This window comes from Rhodococcus sp. MALMAid1271 (genome assembly GCF_049195265.1).
Lineage (GTDB): Bacteria > Actinomycetota > Actinomycetes > Mycobacteriales > Mycobacteriaceae > Rhodococcoides.
Window position 1 is genome coordinate 22573 of record NZ_JBMIRQ010000090.1, and the last position, 16974, is coordinate 39546.

14 protein-coding genes are annotated in these 16974 nt (G+C 64.8%); 8 read left to right on the plus strand and 6 right to left on the minus strand.

Going from position 1 to position 16974, the window contains the following annotated elements:
- The first annotated feature begins 1 nt into the window (after position 1).
- Entirely contained in the window at positions 2 to 940 is a 939-nt protein-coding gene (locus tag ACOQFP_RS13350) for an oxygenase MpaB family protein (protein ID WP_421584583.1), read from the plus strand.
- Here ACOQFP_RS13350 and ACOQFP_RS13355 read toward each other — a convergent pair.
- Complete coding sequence (locus tag ACOQFP_RS13355; protein ID WP_421584584.1) at positions 896 to 1951, minus strand: serine aminopeptidase domain-containing protein; 1056 nt, start codon at positions 1949 to 1951, stop codon at positions 896 to 898. The genes ACOQFP_RS13350 and ACOQFP_RS13355 overlap by 45 nt on opposite strands.
- 304 nt (positions 1952 to 2255) lie before the next feature.
- Between ACOQFP_RS13355 and mihF the strand changes: the two genes are divergently transcribed.
- The 4 genes from mihF to ACOQFP_RS13375 are packed head-to-tail and all read left to right on the plus strand — an operon-like array spanning position 2256 to position 4971.
- Positions 2256 to 2570, plus strand: a complete 315-nt coding sequence (gene mihF, locus ACOQFP_RS13360; RefSeq protein ID WP_008712632.1) for an integration host factor, actinobacterial type — start codon at positions 2256 to 2258, stop codon at positions 2568 to 2570.
- A gap of 41 nt (positions 2571 to 2611) precedes the next feature.
- A complete protein-coding gene (locus tag ACOQFP_RS13365; RefSeq protein ID WP_206490966.1) occupies positions 2612 to 3094 on the plus strand; it encodes a cation:proton antiporter regulatory subunit in 483 nt (160 codons plus the stop codon).
- 19 nt (positions 3095 to 3113) lie between these two features.
- Positions 3114 to 4286 carry a cation:proton antiporter gene (locus ACOQFP_RS13370; RefSeq protein WP_206490967.1) on the plus strand — a complete coding sequence of 391 codons (1173 nt, stop codon included), beginning with the start codon at positions 3114 to 3116 and terminating at the stop codon, positions 4284 to 4286.
- Positions 4287 to 4299: 13 nt separating this feature from the next.
- Positions 4300 to 4971 carry a GntR family transcriptional regulator gene (locus ACOQFP_RS13375; protein ID WP_421584585.1) on the plus strand — a complete coding sequence of 224 codons (672 nt, stop codon included), beginning with the start codon at positions 4300 to 4302 and terminating at the stop codon, positions 4969 to 4971.
- A gap of 42 nt (positions 4972 to 5013) precedes the next feature.
- Here ACOQFP_RS13375 and ACOQFP_RS13380 read toward each other — a convergent pair whose 3' ends face one another.
- Complete coding sequence (locus ACOQFP_RS13380; RefSeq protein ID WP_421584586.1) at positions 5014 to 7149, minus strand: 3-hydroxyacyl-CoA dehydrogenase NAD-binding domain-containing protein; 2136 nt, start codon at positions 7147 to 7149, stop codon at positions 5014 to 5016.
- Between the two features lie 9 nt (positions 7150 to 7158).
- Positions 7159 to 8370: an acetyl-CoA C-acetyltransferase gene (locus ACOQFP_RS13385; RefSeq protein WP_421584587.1), complete on the minus strand. Its 1212-nt coding sequence runs from the start codon at positions 8368 to 8370 to the stop codon at positions 7159 to 7161.
- A gap of 234 nt (positions 8371 to 8604) precedes the next feature.
- Here ACOQFP_RS13385 and ACOQFP_RS13390 point away from each other — a divergent pair, with 234 nt between their 5' ends.
- On the plus strand, positions 8605 to 8841 hold the full coding sequence (locus ACOQFP_RS13390) for a hypothetical protein (RefSeq protein ID WP_206490975.1): 237 nt from the start codon (positions 8605 to 8607) through the stop codon (positions 8839 to 8841).
- Between the two features lie 12 nt (positions 8842 to 8853).
- Here the strand turns inward: ACOQFP_RS13390 and ACOQFP_RS13395 are convergent, their stop codons facing one another.
- From ACOQFP_RS13395 to ACOQFP_RS13405, 3 genes are all read right to left on the minus strand, one after another.
- Positions 8854 to 11139, minus strand: a complete 2286-nt coding sequence (locus ACOQFP_RS13395; protein WP_421584588.1) for a DNA polymerase III subunit gamma and tau — start codon at positions 11137 to 11139, stop codon at positions 8854 to 8856.
- 61 nt (positions 11140 to 11200) lie between these two features.
- Positions 11201 to 13594 carry a helicase-associated domain-containing protein gene (locus ACOQFP_RS13400; protein ID WP_421584589.1) on the minus strand — a complete coding sequence of 798 codons (2394 nt, stop codon included), beginning with the start codon at positions 13592 to 13594 and terminating at the stop codon, positions 11201 to 11203.
- A gap of 52 nt (positions 13595 to 13646) precedes the next feature.
- Positions 13647 to 14222, minus strand: coding sequence for an HhH-GPD-type base excision DNA repair protein (locus ACOQFP_RS13405; protein WP_421584590.1), 576 nt, complete (start codon positions 14220 to 14222; stop codon positions 13647 to 13649).
- 109 nt (positions 14223 to 14331) lie between these two features.
- On the opposite strand from ACOQFP_RS13405, the gene ACOQFP_RS13410 reads away from it, so the two are divergent.
- Entirely contained in the window at positions 14332 to 14916 is a 585-nt protein-coding gene (locus tag ACOQFP_RS13410) for a DUF6461 domain-containing protein (protein ID WP_274610996.1), read from the plus strand.
- A gap of 324 nt (positions 14917 to 15240) precedes the next feature.
- A complete protein-coding gene (locus ACOQFP_RS13415; RefSeq protein WP_421584591.1) occupies positions 15241 to 16311 on the plus strand; it encodes a hypothetical protein in 1071 nt (356 codons plus the stop codon).
- Positions 16312 to 16974: the final 663 nt, after the last annotated feature.

Here is a 16974-nt window from a genome sequence, read left to right on the forward strand (position 1 = left end):
CATGGACATCGCACCGAAGCGCGGACGTTTCGGCTGGCTCGCCCGCATCGAGGAACTCGACCCGGTGCGCGACTGCCACACGATCCACCGGATCACCGCGGGGCACGAGTTTCCCTTCGACTATCAGCGCGCACTCGAGTTCGCACTGTTCCGTACGTACTGTGTGCCGTCGATCTCGGAATTGTTGCAGAAGACAGGCGAATTCGAGTTCCGGCCGCAGAAGCGTTACGACGACACGTCGTTGCTGATGGCCGAGATGCTCGAACACGGCTACGACTCGCCGCGCGGTCGCGAATCGCTGCGCATGGTCAACCGAATGCACGGTCGCTACACGATCTCCAACGACGACATGCTGTACGTGCTCACCACGTTCATCTACGAGCCGCTGGACTGGATCGACCGCTTCGGGTGGCGACGCCTGCACCCCAACGAACGCCTCGCAGCATTCCACTTCTACCGGAACGTGGGAATTCGGATGGGGATCAAGAACATTCCGGATTCGTTCCAGGAGTTCGCCCGTTTCAAGCTCGACTACGAGCAGCAGCACTTCCGGTTCACCGAGAGCAACCATCGCGTCGGGCTCTACACACTCGCGCTGTTCGAGTCCTGGTTCCCCCGCCCGCTGCGACCCGCGGTTCGGCGCGGGGTACTGGCAATGATGGACGAATCGATGGCTCGCGCATTCGGGTTCCCGGCGGGTTCGCTCACAGTGCGCAGGGCGCTACACCGAGGTTTGCGGACCCGGGCGCGAGTGGAACGGTGGCTACCCAAACGGCGAGTGTCCAAGACGACCTCCGGCACCAACCGCACGTATCCGAACTACCCGCAGGGGTACACGCCTGCGGACCTCGGCGTTCGGCCACCCAGCAGCCCCGCCCCCACGGGGACGGGCAACTCAGAGACCGTCCACCCACGCGCCGAACGCATCACGAAACTCTGACGAGAGCGGCAGCGGTGCCAGCGCGGTGTTCGGATCGGCAGGCAACGGACCGAGTTCGCCCAGCGTGTGCGAGCTGTTGGCGAAGTGCGCGAAGTGGAGATCAGTGTGCGAGAGCGCCACTCGTACGTTCTCGACCTGCCCGCAGGAGACGTTGAGATCCTTGTCGGAACACGTCAGGAACGAGGAGTATGTGCCCGGAAGCGCGGCAGCGAGATCCGCCGGGTCGGTGGCATCGGCCTCGCGCAGGAACCGCGCGTTGGCACGCAGTCCGAGACCGTCGACGATCGGGTCGGGTTCGGCAGACAACGTGCGACCGGCGCGGATATCGGCGACGGCCTGCGCGAAACGGTCCCGAGACGACGCGGCCTGCTCCTCGGTGAACTGGCCGACCGCCACCGCCTGGTCGATGTTGCGGTTCACCTGTGCGCTGAGCAGGTCGAGGTAACGGATCGCCAACGGCTCCAGCAAGCCGATGTGGCTGAACGCCGCGCTGTCCGCGTCGGCCAGGCGCAATGCGGTCAGCGCGCCCTCACTGTGCCCGATCACCGTGGTGCGATCGGGCCCGACGCCCGTGCGCTGCTGGAGGAACGCCAAGGCGTGGGCAGCTGTGTCCACCTGCGCGTCGAATCCGGGAAGGTCGTTCGGGTCCAGGCCGCCCAGCCCGGTTTCCCCGGCACCGAGCTTGTCGAAGCGCAGGCTCGCGATACCGCGCCGGGACAGCTCGTCGGCAACGTAGGCCGTCGAATTGACCTGCAGATCTCCGGAGTTCCCGTTGCGATCGGTCGGGCCACTGCCCGGCAGCACCAGAGCGATGCCGCGTGTGTCCCCTACCGGCGCGCGAAAGCTGCCGTAGTAGGTGATGCCATCGGACTCGAAGCTCACCTCGGAATCGAGCGCGTCGTCCGGCGACCACGGAACGTTGATCGGGTCCCCAGCGGCGGAGCCGGCAGCTGCCAGCAGCAGCATCGCCGACGCGGCCAGCACTGTCATCACTCGTCCTCTGCGCACCATACTGACCAATCTAACAATCGGACCGACCGCCCGGATACGACGCCGTCCTCGGGCCCGGAAATCCTCCCCGCCGGCACCGAGCTGAGGCGTCGAACACCCTCGATACAGCGGCTCTGCACGGCCCAAGTGCTGGTCGGGGCGCACCACGAATCCGATAGGACGTAGCCTGGCTGGGAAGGTTCGGTGGCTCGACCGTAATGACACCCGTGTTGTTCGGTTAGATTGGAAGAGCCACCAGGCACGATGCAAGAGGGTCGAGACCTGTCAACGAGCGACGGGTCACCACAATCGAGGAGAACAGGCCATGGCTTTACCAGTACTGACACCGGAACAGCGCACCGCGGCGCTGGCCAAGGCGGCCGAGGCACGCACTGCGCGGTCGAAGCTGCTCGCATCCGTCAAGTCCGGCGAACTCAGCGTCGCTGACGTTCTCGCCAAGGCGGAGAACGACGAGATCGTCAAGAAGACCAAGGTGTCCGCCCTGATCAAGGCCCTTCCGGGTGTTGGATCCGTGCGCGCCGCACAGCTGCTCGAGCAGCTGTCCATCGCCGATACCCGTCGTATCGGTGGCCTCGGTGCCAACCAGCGCGAAGCGCTTCTGGCTGCCGTCGCATCCTGATCCTGCTGTAGTGCGGTGCCTGCAGGGCTAGCATTTCGACCATGAACGTCGAAGTGACCCTGCTGCCCGGAATCGGGGTGCGGAAAGATTTCGCCCTCGCTTCCGGGCGCCGCATAGGCGTCATCACCCTCAAGGACGGCGCGAACGAGCTGATCGTCTCGCGCAAGGACGACCCCGATGCGACGCAGGCATCGATCACGTTGAGCAATGAGGAAGCGGCGGCCCTGGGCAATCTGCTCGGGTCGCCGCAACTCATCGCCCAACTCGGGGAAGAGCATCGAGACCTCCCCGGAATCAACACCCGTCAACTTCCCATCAGCGCCACTTCCCGGTTCGTCAGCCGCACGCTCGGCGACACCACCATGCGCACCAAAACCGGAGTATCGGTCGTCGCCGTCATGCGCGCAGGCCAGGTACAACCCTCACCCACCCCCGACTTCACTCTCGCCGCAGGTGACCTGTTGGTTGCCGTCGGCACAGCGGATGGACTCGACGCCGCAGCCAAGTTGCTCGGCAGTGCCTGAGATCAGTCGGGGCTGAGCGATGGCCGAGAGCGCGATCGCCCTCACCGAGCTGGGCGCAGTGTTCTTCGTCCTCGGCCTCCTCGCTCGACTCGCAGGCCGCATCGGCGTCTCCCCCATCCCCTTCTATCTGCTCGGCGGCCTGGCCTTCGGCAATGGCGGCATCGTCACCCTGGGCGGTATCGACGAATTCAGCGAGATCGCCAGCGAAATCGGCGTCATCCTGCTGCTGCTCCTGCTGGGACTCGAATACACCGCCACCGAACTCGTCACCGGACTGCGCCGATCCTGGATGGCCGGAGTGGTGGACATCGTCCTGAACTTCGCGCCGGGTGCGGTGGTCGCGTTGCTGCTCGGCTGGGGCGGAGTCGGGGCGCTCGTCATGGGCGGCGTCACCTACATCTCGTCCTCGGGCATCATCGCCAAAGTCCTCACCGATCTGGGCAGGCTGGGCAACCGCGAGACACCCGTCGTGCTGTCCATCCTGGTGTTCGAGGACCTCGCGATGGCCATCTACCTGCCGATACTCACCGCAGTGCTGAGCGGAGTCAGCTTCCTCGGCGGGCTCGAAGCCCTCGGCATCTCCCTGCTCGTCATCACCTTCGTGCTGGTCGTTGCGCTGCGCTACGGCCGGTTCGTCTCCGCAATCGTCGACAGTCCCGACCGCGAGGTCGTACTGCTCAAAGTCCTGGGGTCTGCCCTGCTGGTCGCAGGCATCGCGTCGGAGTTGCAGGTCTCGGCGGCCGTGGGTGCATTCCTGCTCGGCATCGCGATCTCCGGTTCGACGGCCGACAACGCCACTCGCGTCCTCGAACCACTGCGCGACCTGTTCGCGGCGATGTTCTTCGTGGTGTTCGGTCTGGCCACCGATCCCTCGACCATCCCTCCGGTGCTGGGCTGGGCCGTCGTGCTCGCGGTGTCGACAACGGCCACCAAGGTCGCAACCGGCTGGTGGGCCGCGGGGCGTCAGGGCATCGGCAGAGCCGGCCGACTACGTGCGGGTGCGGCCCTGGTGGCGCGCGGAGAGTTCTCCATCGTCATCGCCGGGCTGGCGGTGGCTGCCGGCGCAGTGGAGGGTGAACTGGCGGCGTTGGCGACGGCGTACGTGCTGTTGATGGCGATCCTGGGCCCGATCGCTGCGCGCGTCGCCGAGCCGGTCGCGAAGGCAGTACTACGCGGCGCGCCCGCCGTGTGATTGGCTGACCGCCATGGTGGAGAAGCGTCGAGCATCCGTTCTTCGCCGACGGCCGCAGCTGTCGGAGGAGGTGGCAAGTCACCTTCGACACCGAGTGATGTCCGGCGAGGTGAGTCCGGGAGACTTCATCCGACTCGACGAGACCGCCGCCGAGCTCGGGCTGAGCGTCACCCCGGTCCGCGAGGCATTGCTGACCTTGCGCGGCGAAGGCATCGTCGAACTCGTCCCGCATCGCGGATACGTGGTGTCTGCGCTCACTCCGAACGACATCGTCGATATCTTCTGGCTTCAGGGCCGAATCGCCGTGGAACTGGTGCGTCGAGCAGCCCCGAGGATCACCGAGACCGAACTCGCCCAGCTGACCGGCATCTGCGCGTCGTTGTCCGTCGCCGTCGAGAACGGCAGGCCCGAGGACGTCGAGAACTACGAGTTCGAGTTCCACCGGGTGCTCAACCGGCTGGCCGAATCCGCGAAGTTGGCATGGTTCCTCAACAACGCCACTCGATACACGCCCACTCGTCTCTACGCCACCGATCGCAGCTGGGGACGTGCCGCGGTGCGCAACCACGAGGACTTCATCTCGGCACTCGTTCGAAACGACGTCGACGCCGCCTGCGAATTGATGAGACAACAATTCACAGACGGTGCCGATCGGTTGATCGCCCATCGGGCTTCGCCCTCGTGAGCCTTTTGCGTACCTATATGTACGCAAAAGGCGCACGACGGGTCAGCGCAGCGACGCAGGCACAGTGAAGCGATCTCCGTACTTCTTCGCCAGCTCGTCCGCACGAGCAACGAATCCGGCCTGACCTCCCGGGTAGCCGACGACGTACTGGTGCACTCCACCCGTCCACGCCGGGAAGCCGATCCCGAAAATCGAGCCGATATTGGCGTCGGCGCTGGTGTTGAGGACACCCTCGTCGAAGCACTTCTGCGTCTCGATGGCTTCGATGAACAGCATCCGCTCCTTGAGGTCCTCGAACGGAATGTCCGCCGAACCCGACTTGAACGCATCCCGCAGTCCCGGCCACAGCCCGGCGCGCTTACCGTCCTCGTACTCGTAGAAGCCCGCACCCTTGGCCTTCGACGGACGCTCGAACTCGTCGACCATCTTGTCGATGACCTCGCCTGCCGGATCCTCGGGAGGAGTTCCACCGGCCGCCTTGATGGCGTCGCGGGTTTCCTTGCGGATCTTCTGCATCAGGTTGAGGGTGAGCTCATCCGAGAGCTGCAGCGGCGCAGCCGGGTAGCCCGCCTGCAGACCGGCCTGCTCGATGGACGACGGCTCGACTCCCTCGCCCAGCATCGCGATCGCCTCGTTGATGAACGTACCGATGACGCGCGAGGTGAAGAAGCCGCGACTGTCGTTGACGACGATAGGGGTCTTCTTGATGATCTGCACCAGGTCGAATGCCTTGGCCAACGCCGCATCCGAGGTCTTCTCGCCGCGGATGATCTCCACGAGCGGCATCTTGTCGACCGGTGAGAAGAAGTGAATCCCGATGAAATCTTCCTGACGCTTGATGCCCTGAGCCAAGCTCGTGATGGGCAGCGTCGAGGTGTTGGAACCGAGCAGCGCCGCCGGATCGACGAGATCCTCGATCTCCTGGAACACCTTCTGCTTCAGCTCTTCCGACTCGAAGACGGCCTCGATGACCAGATCTGCACCTTCGACGTCCTTGGCATCGGCCGTCGGATGGATACGGGCGAGCAGAGCGTCGGACTTGTCCTGAGTGGTCTTGCCGCGCGAGAGTGCCTTGGCCTCGATGCCTTCGGAGTACGCCTTGCCCTTCTGCGCGGACTCGAGGGCAACGTCCTTGAGCACCACGTCGATTCCGGCCTTGGCGCACACGTATGCGATGCCCGCGCCCATCATGCCTGCGCCGAGAACCGCGACCTTGGTGAAGGTGGTCTTCTCGATGCCTTCGGGGCGGGACTTGCCTGCGTTGATGGCCTGCAGATCGAAGAAGAACGCCTGAATCATGTTCTTGGACACCTGCCCGGTGACCAACTCGGTGAAGTACCGCGACTCGATGGTGCACGCACTGTCGAAGTCGACCTGCGCACCCTCCACTGCCGCAGCGAGAATTGCGCGCGGAGCCGGCATCGGCGCGCCCTTGATCTGCTTACGCAGATTGGACGGGAATGCAGGCAGGATCTGTGCGAGCTTCGGGTTCGACGGTGTACCGCCGGGAATCTTGTAGCCCTTCTCGTCCCACGGTGCGACGCCACCCTCCGGGTTGGCCTTGATCCACGCCTTGGCGGTGGGCACCAATTCCTCGATGCTGCCGACCAATTGGTGCACCAGCCCGATCTCGAGGGCCTTAGCCGGACGGAACCGGGTGCCTTGGGCGAGGACGGTCATGAAACCGGTCTGGATGCCGAGCAGTCGGGTGATGCGGGCAACGCCGCCGCCGCCTGGCAGCAGGCCGAGCGAGACCTCGGGCAGACCGATCTGGACGCCGGACACATCGGCCGCGATGCGGTGGTGCGTGGCGAGGGCGATCTCGAGCCCGCCGCCCAGCGCCGCGCCGTTGATGGCGGACACGACCGGCTTACCGAGCTTCTCGATACGGCGCAGCTGCCCCTTGACTTCCTGGACCTCGTCGAACACCCGCTGGGCGTCCTCGGGCTTGGCGGCGATGAGCGTATGCAGATCTCCGCCGGCGAAGAACGTCTTCTTGGCCGAGGTGATCACGACACCTGTGATGGATTCGACCTCGGCTTCGAGGCGATCGACGGTGGCACCCATCGAATCCTTGTACAGCTGGTTCATCGTGTTGGCGCCCTGGTTGGGGTCGTCCATCGTCAGAACGACAATGCCGTCGGCGTCCTGGTCCCACTGGATCATGTTGTTGCTCATGGCTCTGCCTCAGACTCGCTCGATGATGGTGGCAACGCCCATGCCGCCGCCGATGCACAGGGTGATCAAGGCGTATCGGCCGCCGCGGCGCTCGAGCTCGTCGAGCACGGTTCCGGTGATCATCGCTCCGGTGGCACCGAGCGGGTGGCCCATGGCAATGGCGCCGCCGTTGACGTTGAGCTTCTCGTTCGGGATCTTCAGATCCTTCTGGAACCGCAGCACGACGGAGGCGAACGCCTCGTTGAGCTCGAAGAGATCGATGTCGTCGACGGTCAGTCCCGCAGTCGCCAGAACCTTCTTCGACGCCGGGGTCGGGCCGGTGAGCATGATGGTCGTATCGGCACCGCTGGTAGCGGTCGCGACGATCCGCGCCCGCGGCACCATGTTCAGGTCTTTGCCTACCTGCTCGCTGCCGACGAGGACGAGAGCCGAACCGTCGACGATGCCGGAGCTGTTACCGCCGGTGTGGACGTGATCGATCTTCTCGATCCAGTGGTACTTCTGCAGGGCGACGTCGTCGAACCCGCCCATGGCCGCGATCCCGGTGAAGGCCGGGTTCAGCTTGCCGAGCGATTCCACGGTGCTACCCGGGCGCATGTGCTCGTCGTGGTCGAGGATCATCAGACCGTTCTGGTCGGTGACCGGGACGACGGACTTGGTGAAGTAGCCACCCGACCACGCTGCCGCGGCACGTTCCTGGGACTGCACGGCATACGCGTCGACGTCCTCGCGGGTGAATCCTTCGATCGTCGCGATGAGATCGGCACCGATGCCCTGCGGGGCGAAGTAGGTGTCGTAGTTGGTGGCGGGGTCCATGGCCCATGCGCCGCCGTCGCTGCCCATCGGCACGCGCGACATCGACTCGACGCCGCCTGCGATGACGAGTTCGTCCCAGCCCGAACGCACCTTCTGTGCGGCCAGATTGACTGCTTCGAGACCGGACGCGCAGAAGCGGTTGAGCTGAAACCCGCCGACGGTATCGGGCATCTTCGCAGCGAGTACGGCCGTGCGGGCGATGTCTGCCCCCTGGTCTCCGACGGGTGAGACCACGCCGAGAATGAGGTCGGAGATACGGTTCTCGTCCATGTCCGGGAAACGTCGACGGAGTTCGTCGATCAGACCCGTCACCAGGGAGATCGGCTTCACCGAGTGCAGCGAGCCGTTCTTTCCCTTGCCTCGGGGAGTCCTGATGGCCTCGTATATGAATGCCTCTGTAGTCACAGCGCGCAGTTCCTTCCAGATACTCGATCTTCGTGCGGTCGCCGTCCCGGCCGACCGCGTCGGTGCGAGGCCATGACAGACCCCAGCTCCTGCCAGCGTATGTCCGCGGGAAGAGCGCGGGTAAGGACCGAAACGAGCGTTGTACATGACCCGATGCTCTGATTCAGGTTTGAACGACGCGCGCCGGGGACACACCGAAAGATCAGATCTACCGAGCGCGGAAGAAGACCGACCATGGAAACCGACAACGAATTGACCGTGGGTTCGCGTGTCAAAGTACTCATTCGGACACCCGCCACCGACGATGCCGACGGCCAGGAAACCCGCGAAGCGGGTGCGATCGTCGAGGACTTCGGTGTGCAACCATCCGACTCGACGTCACGAGAGTGGGCAGTGGCCAGACGCTGGGCGGTCGCCTTGGACAGCGGACGACTCGTGTTCGCCGACAACGAGGATCTGACTGCCGGCTGAAGCACCCGCCTGTCAGGTCTCCTTGAGCGGTACCGCTCCCAGTTCGCTGACTAACAGCTCCATCGCGACCGTTTCCGGGTCCCGGCGAACCGTGGGATCGGCAGGCTCGGCCGCGGCCTTGAGCAGCTCTTCCTCGTCCTCGGGTGTCTCCGGTGGCGGCGGTCCTACCGGCTCGGGCTCGTCGGGGTAGTCCGGTGCCTCGGGCATCGGAATATCTGCGTCTGCGGCCGTTCCATCGCCCGCTGATCCGAAGCCGTCCGAGGTGGGACGGGGAGCCCCTGCCTGGCTCGGCCTCGAGAACTTCGGCAGCGACGCGGGTTTCGCTGCCGGTTCATCTTTTTTTGCCGATGACTGTTCCGGTGGTGCTGCAGCGCCGACCAGACATACCACCGACCACTCGACACCGAAGACATCACGCAGTGCGTCGCGAATGACGTCGGCGTTGCGCGGCTCCTCGAGTCGCTTCGCCAGCGGTGCCGAATCGTGGCCGAGGGTGATGGTGCCGTTCTCGACTGCGCGCACCGAGGCACCGGAGAGCATCACCTCGACGGTCCGGCTCCGGTCCCGTACCTTCGTGCGCACCTCGGACCACACCGCGCGAACCGCAGCGGCGTCCGGCTCGTTCGATGCCGTCTCCGGCACCGCTGCGGGCTCGGGTTCCGGTTCGAACACCGGCTCCGGCTCGGGTCCGTAGTCGTCCTCGGGCTCGGGCGGGAAGTCCTCGTGTGCCGCCGGGGCGGACACCTTCGGGTCCTGCTGCGCAGGTACAGGATCCGGGGTCGGCTCCGACCTGGGAGCGGGTTCGGGCGTGGGAGCAGGCTCGGGTTCCGGAGTCGGCTGCGGTGCGGGAGCAGGCTCGGGCATCGGAACGGGCTCGGGCGTCGGAACGGGTTCGGGCCGTGCCGGTGCTGGTGTCGGCTCTGGTGCTGGTGTGGGAATCGAGGCAGCGGGTGTGGGCGCTACGGGAGCTGGTGCCGGTGCGGCGGCCGCCGGCTCCGCGGCCGGTGGGCGTTGGGACGGTCGCTGGAACTTGTTCACCGGTGCCGGACCCGAGGGTGCCTGCTGCTCGGACGGCTGCAGTTGCGGTCGCGTCGGATCTGCCGATGCCTGCGCGACGGCGGCCTGCTCGCCGACCGGAAGGGTGACATCGAGTCGACGTTCCACCCGCTCCAGCCGTTGCAGCACCGCCGATTCCGCGTCCGAGGCCGAGGGCAACAGCATCCGGGCGCACATCACCTCGAGCAGCAGCCGCGGCGCGGTGGCACCGCGCATCTCGCCGAGACCGGAGTGCACGATCTCGGCGTAGCGAGTCAGGGTGGCCGAGCCGAGCAGATCGGCCTCGTCACGCAGTCGCTCGAGTACGTCGCCCGGTACGTCGACCAGACCGCGTTCTCCGGCGTCGGGCACGGCCTTCATCAGGATCAGATCGCGCAGCCGATCGAGGAGGTCGATGGCGAAGCGGCGTGGGTCGTGGCCCGCGTCCATCACCTTGTCGACGGTGCCGAACAGTGCGCCGCCGTCCCCTGCGGCCAATGCATCGACGGCCTCGTCGATGAGTGCGACATCGGTGACGCCGAGCAGCGACAGCGCCCGCGGGTAGGTGACGCCCTCGGGGCCCGCTCCGGCGAGCAGCTGATCCATGACGCTGAGCGAGTCACGGGGTGACCCACCGCCGGCGCGGATGACCAACGGGTAGACCGCATCCTCGACCGGGACCTGTTCCTGGTCGCAGATCTTTTCGAGCAGAACGCGCATCGTCGACGGCGCGAGCAGTCGGAACGGGTAGTGGTGGGTGCGCGAGCGGATGGTGGGGAGCACCTTCTCGGGCTCGGTGGTCGCGAAGATGAACACGAGGTGCTCGGGCGGTTCCTCGACGACCTTGAGCAGCGCGTTGAAGCCCGCCGGGGTCACCATGTGTGCCTCGTCGATGATGAAGATGACATAGCGCGATTCGGCCGGGGCGTACACGGCCTTGTCTCGCAGATCACGGGCATCGTCGACGCCACCGTGACTGGCCGCGTCCATCTCGACGACGTCGAAGTTGCCGGGACCACCGGGTGCGAGGGCAACGCAGGAGTTGCACACCCCGCACGGCGTGGACGTCGGACCTTCGGCGCAGTTCAGCGATCGGGCGAGGATGCGCGCGGAGGAGGTCTTTCCGCAGCCACGCGGACCGGAGAAGAGGTAGGCGTGGTTGATTCTGTTGGAATCGAGCGCCACGCTGATCGGTTCGGTGACGTGCTCCTGACCGACGACTTCGGCGAACGTCGCGGGACGGTACTTCCGGTAGAGGGCCACGCCCGAAAGGGTACCGGCGACCACGGACACAGTTGCATCGCGCGTCGGTCTGCCAGTGATGTCATCGTTGGCCTGCGGACACTGCCCTGATGTTCATGATCGCGAAGCTTTCCCGCGTTCCGGTGGAGTCCGAGAGGGCGAACAGCCAGTTGCCGTCCTGCAGTGCGTCCGAGATCGCGTACCGCACGATGGCACCCCTGGAGTTCTGGTAGTCGATCGAGACGGGTGTGCCCCGGGCTGCGGCGTCGGCCAACAGATCGAGATCGCGCGGCAGCAGTCGGCTGTGGTGGCCGAGCGAAGACCGCACCCGTGCGTCGTCGACGGTCTCGACGTCACCGGCTCGTAACAGCCGCGCCAGCTCGCATGGATCGCGTCGACCTCGTGGCACATGGACGCTCGCATGCGATCGGCGCGCTGCAGCGGCGCGGACCCGGCTCGGTCCGGCGATCTCGAGTTGGCCGGTATCGGAGTGCCGCACCGGAAAGTATCCGTGTCTGCGGAGCACGGCGATGGTGTCGATCGGCGTGGCCGAGCTGATCAGGACGGTGGGCGCGAGTCGCTGGAACTCGAGCACGGCCAGGGCTTCGTCGGCCTCGATGTTCGTCAGCATTACGACGTCCTCGGAGACGACGGCGCAGGGGATCTTGCGCACGGCCAGCGCTCCGTAGGTGCGCCAGCAGTCTCTGATCGTGTACGCCAGCGCTTGGGGGACGTCGCCATCGGCCATTTCCGTCAACGCATCGATCAGCTCGTCGCCGGTGCCTCCGGTGTCGAAGAAGCTGCGAATCGTCGCCGGGGTGAATCGCCAGACCGACGCCACTTCCCTCGACTCGGGCTGGGCGGCCGCGCCGAGTATCGACGCCACCTCGGTGCTCGGTGGTCCGGTGACCACCGCCGTCGAGTCGGGCAGCAGCCGAACCGAGAACGGCACCAGGTCGGCCATGTCCTGCAGCTGCGCCGTCAGAACCTCGCCGATCCGACTCGGATCGCCGTCTCGACCGACGGGAAAATCCGTGAGGGTGCCGCACAGGTCGGTCGGTGCGCCGTCGGCCAGCAGTCCGAGTCGAGTGGCTTCGGTCCAGAGCGCGCGCACATGACCTGCCCCGGCGCTCGTCGACACCACGGGTATGCGCCAGTCGAGGTAGCGGGCGAAATCCTCGGAATCGTGCAGAACCGTCATCGGCGAGTCGGCGTCCTCGTATCGGAGCAGAGCTGTCAGCGCCGTCGTGCGCAGGTCCGCTGCCGCGGGGTCGTCGAGCATCTTCTTGAGCACCGGCACGGTTTTCCGGGAGGCCTGAGGCACTCGATGGGTAGGCGTCGACGGCGAGCACCACCAGGCCGCCAGCAACACAGCGGCCTGCTCGGCTCGGGTGCTCGTCGACCAAATCTCGTAGGTGGAGGTGAGCGCGACGTCGGTTTTTCCTCGTTCGGTGATCAGTCCGGCTGCACGCGCCAGCATCAGCATCAGCGCGGTGGCCTGTTCGTCGGCGAACCCGAGCCTGCTGGTCAGCGACCGAAGCTCTTTGGCGCTCACGCCGCCGGTCTTCATCATCGTCAGGCCATCGGTGTCGACGGCTGCCAGCAACGCCTGAGTGTGCTCGCAGAACTGCAGCAGGGCAATCGAACGCGTGCGCCGCACGTCGTCCTGCGAGAGTGTGCGAGTGGCAAAGCTCGGGGGACAGAGTTCGATGGGCAACTGCCACCCCGCCCCTCGCAGGGCGATGCTCACTTCAAACGGCATCTCGACGCGGTGCCCGTCCAGTCGATACAGCAACCCGCGCTCGTATGCGGCCGCGCCGGCGGCGGGTGGTACATCGAAGATCAGCGACACCGGTTGACCATCGACGAAGCGAGACAACATCTCTCGCATCTCGGGAGGTCCGTCGTCGAACAACGCTCGGATACGGTCGGGGGTCATCGCAGCGGCCACGGCGTCAGCACGGGCCGCTCGATCGAGCTCGGGGTCGATACCGAGCACCGACAGTAACGCCAATCGATCCTGCTCGACGGCACAGTGCAGGAACAACTTTCGCTGCCGAAGAGCAAGTCCGAAAGGACGAGAGAACACCCCGGACAGATCGACGGGACGGTATTCGACAGTGCCGGAGCCGGGCGCGGTATACGGCCAGATCAGTCCGTACGACGTCAGAGTGGCCAGCGCAGCATCGATGTGTTCGGTCTCGCTCGATACTCCTTCGCCCGTCCAGTGACCGATCTCGGCGCGGCTCAGATCGCCCATGAGGGCGAATAATTCGAGTAGACCGAGCGCGCCTCGGTCGAGTTTTCGAGGCAGGGCCGACACTCGGCGCGTGGAGCCGAGCAACTGTGCGAGCAGTCCGAACGAACGCGGAGGTGGGTCGGTGGCCACGTCGGGTCGACGGCGCAGCAGACCGGTCAGCGCGTCCTCGTCGAGCGAGGCCAGCCACCCCTCGTACGTCCCCATGCTGTCGGTCATCTGATCCCCCCGGTGAATGTTCTGCCGAAGGTACCGCCGAGCACCGACAGATCTACTTCTTCTTGGCAGCCGCCTTCGCCGCCTTCTTGAACTCCCGCACCTCGAGCAGCGACTTCTCGTCCACGACGTCGGCGATGGATCGACGTGCGCCCTCGTCGCCGTACGCTCCGGCGGCCTTGCGCCACCCGTCGGGGGTGACGCCCATCTGCTTGCCGAGCAGCGCGAGAAAGATGCGCGCCTTCTGATCGCCGTATCCGGGGAGGGATTTGAGACGTTTGAGCACTTCGGCACCGTCGGGGTCCTCGCGGGTCCAGATCTGCTGCGGGGAGCCGTCGTAGTTCTCGACCAGGAAAGCCGCGAGGCCCTGGATACGTTTGGCCATCGAACCCGGGAACCGATGCACAGCCGGGGTCTGCGCACACAATGCGGCGAACTCGTCCGGATCGGCGTCGGCGACGGTGTCGACTTTCAGGTCGCCGAGACGGTCGACGAGCTTCTTCGGGCCGGCGAACGCCGATTCCATCGGCACCTGCTGATCGAGCAACATGCCGATCAGCAGTGCGAACGGATCGTCGGCGAGCAGTGCATCGGCCTCTGGATCGCCGACGAGGTGCAGGGTGCGAGACATGGCCTCGATCCTGCCATGCACCTCGCACTGTGAACATCGGTGACGGCCACCGCAAGCCGCACCGGTCCCCGGACCGATGCCGGGCATTCGATGATGAGAGGCTCGGCTCATGACTACGCACGAGATTTCCCAAGGCCAATTCGAGTGGGCCGATGAGGATGACCGCTTCGAACTCGGTCTGAGTTTCACACTCGTACAGTCGACGGATCCCGAGGCTGTGCTCGCGGTGTTCGCGTCGGTCAATGCCACGAAATCTCGAAAACCGGCCGGCATGGATGTCGAGGACTGGTCCGACTCCCTGCCGGACAGTGAGATGGCCAGACGCTATGCCGGCGTCGCAGGTGACTGGGTGTGGGTACTCGAAGAGTTCACCGTCTCGGGCGTGCTCTCCCCTGTTCCGGAGAGACTGTCGGACACTTTCGGTACCAGCATCACCGTGCACTGGGATGTCAATGCGCTCTCCACCTTCGTATATGCAGTCGACGGGGTGATCGAGCGGCAGTTCGAGCTCGGCCGCGAAGCCGATCCCTCAGACCGATCTGCGCCGGAAGGCTATCTCGAGGAGGAGGACGGAATCGACTGGGAGCAATGGATGTCCGGTGGTCTCTGCCTACAGGCACGGCTTTCCGGAGTGGTAGCGCTGACAGCCGATCCGATCGAACCAGTCATAGTCGAGACATGCAATGAGGGGTGAGCCGAACCTCGCACCGGAAGGGAGTCGTAGTGCGCCGCGTTTCGATCCCCGCATGTAGTCTTCGGAACACGGTGACCCGACGCCCGCCACGCCTCGTCGTGCGGACTCCCCTACTGCGTCGGGAAATGCATGAACGCTTCCTCTACTCGCACCCTCCGAGTATTTGTTGCAGGCTGGGTAATACAGGATGGTTCCTTTCCCCGCGCATCGGTCGGTGACCTCGCGGACGTTGCCCTCGAGCACTACTCCCTAACGGATACACCTTCTCTTTGCGACGAAACACGCACTGCCATAGCCAGACCCGCCTACGGCCGAGCACCCAGCATGCACCGCGACGGGCGTCTCCTCTGGCTTCATCTCGTCTACGGCGACGGCTGGAGCGCCCAGTGGTGGGCCGACACGCCCACCAACGGAGAGGTCACTCTGACCGGAACGTTCAACGCGATGCTCAACGACTTCGGTGTGGACGCGCCACCCCGCGTTCACGGTCGCATCCGCTCGATGCATCTCGTCGACGAACAAGTTCGACCGATAGAAAACGGCTGGACCACTATCGACGGAACCGACCGGCTCACTGAGATCGATGCCATTCCCGTCGCACACGAATGGTGGCCGTCCAAGGACACCGAAGACGGCGACTTCGTCTCGTCGGGTGTACTGATCGACATCGATCTCGACGACAACCCCTCTTCGCTCGGACCGTTCGCAGCGGGAGCTGTGACGATCAGGGGAAATTCGATCTGGGTCATGCACTCGTCGGACCCGGTTCTTGTGCAAGTCGATACGGCGGGCGCAGTTCCGGTCATCACTCGCTACCTGCTGCCGCTGACCATCGAACCTTCGGCAGACCGCTGGTCGCGTCGGATACACGCGGTCGACGACGGCCTCTGGATCACCTCCGAGCACGATATTCACCTGTGCACCATTTCTCCCGAGGGTGAGCTGAACGTCGAGCGATACACCACCGAAGGCAGCTGGACCACCGCGGTCCACGAGGGACAGCTGTATCTCCTGGGGTGGACGCGGTCGTCGATGAACAGCAACCGACGTCACGGAGTGATCAGGACCTACCCGGATGAACAGCGAGTTCGATTGCTGGACTTAGCCACTCGACGCCTTGTCCCAGCTGACGGCCCCGACGACATCCGCGCTACCCGAGCAGATCGCGCTACCGCGGTCGACGGCACGCAGTGGTGCGTCGACGGCACAGATATGTTGCGCCGCATCGACTCCGACGGAACGACGTCGAATATCGACCTGACAGCCGAGTCGGAGACGGTCACTGTTCGATCGACACCACCGGATGCGTTCGCCGACCCTGCCAACGCCGACGTCGTCGCCTCCATCACCGTCGACGTCTCGCGCTTGGTTCCGAAAACACCGCCGAACCCGTAACGAAACGAGTCGATCACGGGCAGTAATTCTCGAACGACCCGCACAGAGGGACAGCCTGCGCAGCACTGGGGTGAATTTCCGATATCCGCAGCTGAGGACAAGATTCCTGATGTACTGCCGGCGGGTCGATACGTCAGCGTGATATCCAACGGGCACAGTGCACTTACAGCATAGATCGCGGCGGTCGATGCCGTAAGTGCCCTGAATATTCGTGAAGGTCCGTTCGATGGCTCATGCACAACGGCGTGAAAGAACTGATGGGTTACGTCAGGCATCGGCAAAATGGCAGGATTGGATGAGTACGGCATCACCATAGTTTTCGCAGCAATGGCCGTGTGCATTTATTGCGACCAGTCGTCTACGTAGACGGTTCCGAAAAGAACATTGATTCGCTCGATAGGAGCCTGCGAGACGGTCCTCATACCAGTGAGCTCACCAGTGAGCTCACCAGTGACATAGCGAGAAACAACACCAGCTGATAAGTGCAGTGAGCAGCGTCAGCTTCGGCGGATACAGCTCGAAGCCATTGTGCTGAAGTAACGTGCTCGCGTAGAACACCAGCCAGGTGACAACCCCGACGAGTACTGCGATCCATACCGATTCACTCTCGAAAGGGACCGCCGACGGATCGAAGTGGGTAGGCGCAATCCACTACCGTTCGAT

What these genes read in the sequence shown, in the direction of transcription:
- ACOQFP_RS13405 (WP_421584590.1), bottom strand. Translation starts at nt 14,222, where the DNA reads ATGTCTCGCACCCTGCACCTCGTCGGCGATCCAGAGGCCGATGCACTG.
- ACOQFP_RS13410 (WP_274610996.1), top strand. Translation starts at nt 14,332, where the DNA reads ATGACTACGCACGAGATTTCCCAAGGCCAATTCGAGTGGGCCGATGAG.
- ACOQFP_RS13380 (WP_421584586.1), bottom strand. Translation starts at nt 7,149, where the DNA reads ATGAGCAACAACATGATCCAGTGGGACCAGGACGCCGACGGCATTGTC.
- ACOQFP_RS13355 (WP_421584584.1), bottom strand. Translation starts at nt 1,951, where the DNA reads ATGGTGCGCAGAGGACGAGTGATGACAGTGCTGGCCGCGTCGGCGATG.
- mihF (WP_008712632.1), top strand. Translation starts at nt 2,256, where the DNA reads ATGGCTTTACCAGTACTGACACCGGAACAGCGCACCGCGGCGCTGGCC.
- ACOQFP_RS13375 (WP_421584585.1), top strand. Translation starts at nt 4,300, where the DNA reads ATGGTGGAGAAGCGTCGAGCATCCGTTCTTCGCCGACGGCCGCAGCTG.
- ACOQFP_RS13365 (WP_206490966.1), top strand. Translation starts at nt 2,612, where the DNA reads ATGAACGTCGAAGTGACCCTGCTGCCCGGAATCGGGGTGCGGAAAGAT.
- ACOQFP_RS13400 (WP_421584589.1), bottom strand. Translation starts at nt 13,594, where the DNA reads ATGACCGACAGCATGGGGACGTACGAGGGGTGGCTGGCCTCGCTCGAC.
- ACOQFP_RS13415 (WP_421584591.1), top strand. Translation starts at nt 15,241, where the DNA reads ATGCACCGCGACGGGCGTCTCCTCTGGCTTCATCTCGTCTACGGCGAC.
- ACOQFP_RS13370 (WP_206490967.1), top strand. Translation starts at nt 3,114, where the DNA reads ATGGCCGAGAGCGCGATCGCCCTCACCGAGCTGGGCGCAGTGTTCTTC.
- ACOQFP_RS13350 (WP_421584583.1), top strand. Translation starts at nt 2, where the DNA reads ATGGACATCGCACCGAAGCGCGGACGTTTCGGCTGGCTCGCCCGCATC.
- ACOQFP_RS13390 (WP_206490975.1), top strand. Translation starts at nt 8,605, where the DNA reads ATGGAAACCGACAACGAATTGACCGTGGGTTCGCGTGTCAAAGTACTC.